The organism is Dietzia sp. DQ11-44 (assembly GCF_014145205.1).
In the GTDB taxonomy this organism is placed as follows: domain Bacteria; phylum Actinomycetota; class Actinomycetes; order Mycobacteriales; family Mycobacteriaceae; genus Dietzia; species Dietzia natronolimnaea.
In genome coordinates this window covers 1-3,982 of the sequence record NZ_JAALEC010000361.1, presented here as the reverse complement: position 1 = coordinate 3,982, position 3,982 = coordinate 1, and the positions used below count along the sequence as shown (strand labels likewise).

Below are 3,982 nucleotides of genomic sequence, written 5' to 3'. Positions count from 1 at the left end.
CTCCAGACCGACGCCGCTGGTCGCCCCCGTGATGAGCCACGTCTGGCCGGTCAGGTCTGGGATGTGGGCCCTGGTGGGCCAGTCGCAGGGAGCGGGGGCCGCACTGGTCACCGCCACCCGGGCCACCGAGCTGGGGGCGCCCTCGGGGCTGGACTTCCGGGGCGTCGTGGCCACCGGCGCGCCGGCCAACCTCGAGCACATCTTCCAGTGGGGCGGGCCGGGCTTCCCCCCGGTGTCGCTGCCCACCGGCCTCAACCTCTACGCCTTCTACATCCTCGCCGGCCTGCGTGACCAGCACCCCGAGTTCGAGCTCGACCGGTTCCTCACCCCGCGGGGCCGTGAGATGGTCGACTCCGCCGAGCAGCTCTGTTACGAGGACATGCGCGCGGCGGTGGGCGATTTCCAGATCTCCCAGGCGCTCACCCGGCCGGTCAGGGACATCCCGGACGTCTTCGGCCATCTCCAGCGGTACATGGGGACCCCGGCCACCGGGTACGACCGCCCGGTCTTCCTGGGCCAGGGCCTGCTCGACCTGGACGTGCCCGCGCCCTCCGCGCTGTCCCTCGCGGCGGAGATGACCCTGAACCGCCAGCCACTCGAGTTGCACGTCTATCCGGACAGGGACCACAGCGGGACGGTCTATGCGGCGACGCCGGACGCCACCGCGTTCCTGAACCGGGTGATGGGCTGAGCAGAATCCCGCAGTTGGACACGCCGTCAACATGCCGTTCCACATCGGGCGCGGCAGGAGCCGGTCGACGCCACATCAACGATGTGACGTAATCCACAATCGTTACCTACTTGTCACATGAGAATTTCCGAGTAGAGTCCTCGCCATCGCCGCGCGGGGATGTTCAGGGACTCCCCGCGCGGCTGACTTAATTTCGACGCCGCCCGCATTTCGGCCGAGGCGCCCGACTCTAGAACGTGTTCTAGTATCGTGACTCCCATGAGCTCTCTCGACTTCGAGTCCACCAGCAGGACCCTCACCGCCGGCCGCTTCGAGCTGCACTTCCACGAGGCGGGGGAGCAGAGCGTGACCGAGCCGGAGAGCACGGTCCCGGTCCTGTTCCTCCACGGTTCCGGCCCGGGCGTCACCGCGTGGTCCAACTTCTCCGGCAACTTCCCCGTCTTCGCCGAGCGATTCCACACGATCCTGCTGGACATGCCGGGCTTCGGCAGGAGCTCGGACCTGGAGTGGGAGAAGGCCTACCCCCTGATCGCCGCCGAGGCGATCGACGCGTTCTGTGAGGCCAAGGGCATCGAGAAGGTCGACATCATCGGCAACTCGATGGGCGGCAACGTCGCCTGCGAGACCGCCCTGGCCCACCCCGGCCGCGTCCGCAAAATGGCGCTCATGGGCCCCGGCGGCCTGGCGGCACCGCTGTTCACCCCCGAGCCCAGCGAGGGCTCGCGGCGCCTGTTCGACTTCCTGGCCTCGCCCTCCGACGAGTCCATGGCCGCGTGGGTCGACACGATGGTGGGCAACAAGAAGGTCGTCTCCGACGAGCTGATCCGCGCGCGGACCGAGGCCGCCACCGCCCCGGGGGCCGTCGAGCGGATGTACGCCATCTTCGGATCGATCCTCAAGCCCGAGAACGCCTACACGCCGCTCTACGCGCGGGCCTCCCAAATCCGCCAGGAGACGCTGCTCATCTGGGGCCGCGACGACCGCATGCTGCCCTACGAGCAGGCGCACTTCGCGTTCCGGCAGCTCCCCCGCGCCGAGCTCCACGCCTTCTCGCGCTGCGGGCACTGGGCGATGATCGAACAGAAGGACAAGTTCGAGCGCCTGGTGATCGACTTCCTGCTCAACTGACCCGCTAGCCTCGGGGCATGAGCGAGTCGCCGCAGCCCGACCAGCCCGCCGCGGAACAGCCCTCTGCGGAACAGCCCACCGTGGATCCGCGCACCGGCGAGGACCTGTCCTGGAAGAGCACCCCGGTCGCGATCGTCCTGCTCGACCGTCCCGCACCAGGCCACGCCGAGGTCGGCGACCTCCTCGCCGAGATCTTCGAGGGCTCCTACGAGGTCGATCCCGGGACGGACGACGATCCCGCGACCGGCGTGTCGGTCGAGGACGTCACGGTCGTCGCCACCCCGCTCGACCTCCCGGTGGCCGACGGCGAGGCGTCCCGCTACACCGAGAACCTGGCCATCTGGAACGGCGGGGAGAGCGTGGTGGACACGCATCGCTCCCAGGTCGTCGTGGCCGCCTTCCGCCTCGGCCCGACAGGCGACGACGGCGAACCGGGCGAACCCGAGTACCTGGACCCCAGGCTCGAGACGCTCCGGTGCGAACTCGCGGTGGCCACGGTGGCCGCCGCCCTGACCGCCCTGCCCGGCGCGATCGCGGTGAGCGTGGGCGGCGCGGCCACCACCCTGCCGGCCGGCCCCTACCGCGATCTCGTCGCCGGCAACCCGCTCCCGGTGCCCGCCCTCGTCGGGGTGCGGGCGGGCATGCAGTCCGAGACCACCTCGTGCGTCTACACCAGCGGGCTCGGGCGCTTCGGCCGACTGGACATGGAACGGCTCGACGTCGCCGGGCCCCCGGGCGCCCTCTACGGGCAGATGTGCGACCTGGTCGCGTACTCGCTGGGCTCGGGCACCGTGTTCCAGCCCGGCCAGGCCCTCGAGGTGGGCGGGCCGCAGCCCCTGCTCACCAGCGTCGAGACCTCCCCGTTCACCGGGCAGCAGGTCCTGCGTCTCACGCCCGGCTGAGCACGGACCCGGCGTCAGGGTCGCCGGTTGGTGGTCCGCTCCACCACCAACCGCGTGGTGGCCGCCAACTGGAACGGCCGGACGACGGGCTCGATGCGACTGGTGAGCCGTTCCTTCTTGAGCCTGGCGATCACGCTGCGGACCAGCTCGGGCAGGGGAGTGCCCGAATGGTCGACCAGCGGGTAGATGCGGACCTCCGGGGCGACCCTCGCCATCTCGACGATCGCGTCGACATGGTCGGCCGTGCTCATCCTGTCCGCATAGGTGAACAGAAGGTGGGAGCACAGGACGAGGTCGGCCGAGTCGGAGGCCAGGGGTAGATCCGGGAGAGCGCCGGCGACGTACCTCCCGGGCGCGACCTCGAGGTCGGCGAGCATCGACTCCGCCGCGGTCCGGCGGACGGATTCGTGACCGACCACGCCGCCCCGGACGTCCCAGTCGTAGTCGAGGTCCCGGGAGTGGAAGTGGGCCAGGGATCGATCCAGGTCCGCCAGGACCCGTTCCCGCAGGTCGCCGCCACCGAGCGCGTACTGCGGATCCACCGCGATCGCGTCCCCGCCCGCCGCGCAGATCTCCGCCACCGCGCTGGCCGCCCCGCCCGGGCAGTCGACGATCCGCCCACCCAGGTCCGCGTCGTCGAGGCTGAACATGTCGGTGTACTCCGCCAGCGAGCGCGCGCTCACCAGGACGTCCGATTCCGACAGCGGTAGGTGGATGGTTCGGGGACTTGCGGTCACCTGGACGTTCTCCTCGATCAGGTCGGGATGGGCCGGTCTCGGCCGTGGTCCTCGCTGGGCCGAACCGTGGTCCGGTGTGGACCGTGCTCCCGACTGATGATCGGCCCACCCGTTCCCGGTGGGTCCGTGACGCGCGTCCTACGCCGAGGCGGGGTGGGCGAGGTGAGCGGCGCGGATCCACCGGGGTTCGCATCGCCAACACATGAGCACGTCGTTCTGCACGGCGTCACGGTAACAGCGCCCTCCGACACCGGCCACCGATTCGACACCGGTGCACCGAACCCTGACGTCCGGCCCGGAAGTGACGTGCCCCACCACTAGAACGGACACACGTTATAGTTTTGTCCACCGCGGCATGCGCGCAGAGTCGTTCCGCCAGCACCGATACTGGAGTACACGTGGGATCACCGTCACCGGACCGGGCCGCCACCCGCGGCCTGTCCCCTCTCGCCGGGGCGCTCGCGCTCGGACTGGTCGTGGCCCTGGCTCCGGCTCTCGCGACCGGCGCGGCCCCGGAGGCCGCC

General features: G+C 70.4%; 4 protein-coding genes. 3 read left to right on the top strand and 1 reads right to left on the bottom strand.

What is annotated here, in order from left to right:
* The 3 genes from G6018_RS09640 to G6018_RS09630 form a co-directional block, all read left to right on the top strand.
* Positions 1-691, top strand: a 691-nt coding sequence (locus tag G6018_RS09640) for a prolyl oligopeptidase family serine peptidase (RefSeq protein WP_241732033.1), incomplete at its 5' end; no start/stop codon positions are given.
* Between the two features lie 258 nt (positions 692-949).
* Positions 950-1,819, top strand: coding sequence for an alpha/beta fold hydrolase (locus G6018_RS09635; RefSeq protein WP_182639489.1), 870 nt, complete (start codon positions 950-952; stop codon positions 1,817-1,819).
* A gap of 17 nt (positions 1,820-1,836) precedes the next feature.
* Positions 1,837-2,721, top strand: coding sequence for a hypothetical protein (locus tag G6018_RS09630; protein WP_179523967.1), 885 nt, complete (start codon positions 1,837-1,839; stop codon positions 2,719-2,721).
* Between the two features lie 14 nt (positions 2,722-2,735).
* On the opposite strand, the gene G6018_RS09625 is transcribed toward G6018_RS09630, so the two are convergent.
* Entirely contained in the window at positions 2,736-3,458 is a 723-nt protein-coding gene (locus tag G6018_RS09625) for a hypothetical protein (protein ID WP_182639488.1), read from the bottom strand.
* Positions 3,459-3,982 lie beyond the last annotated feature (524 nt).

Excerpts from the sequence above, each read along its gene's own strand:
- G6018_RS09635 (WP_182639489.1), top strand. The coding sequence starts at position 950 with ATGAGCTCTCTCGACTTCGAGTCCACCAGCAGGACCCTCACCGCCGGC.
- G6018_RS09630 (WP_179523967.1), top strand. The coding sequence starts at position 1,837 with ATGAGCGAGTCGCCGCAGCCCGACCAGCCCGCCGCGGAACAGCCCTCT.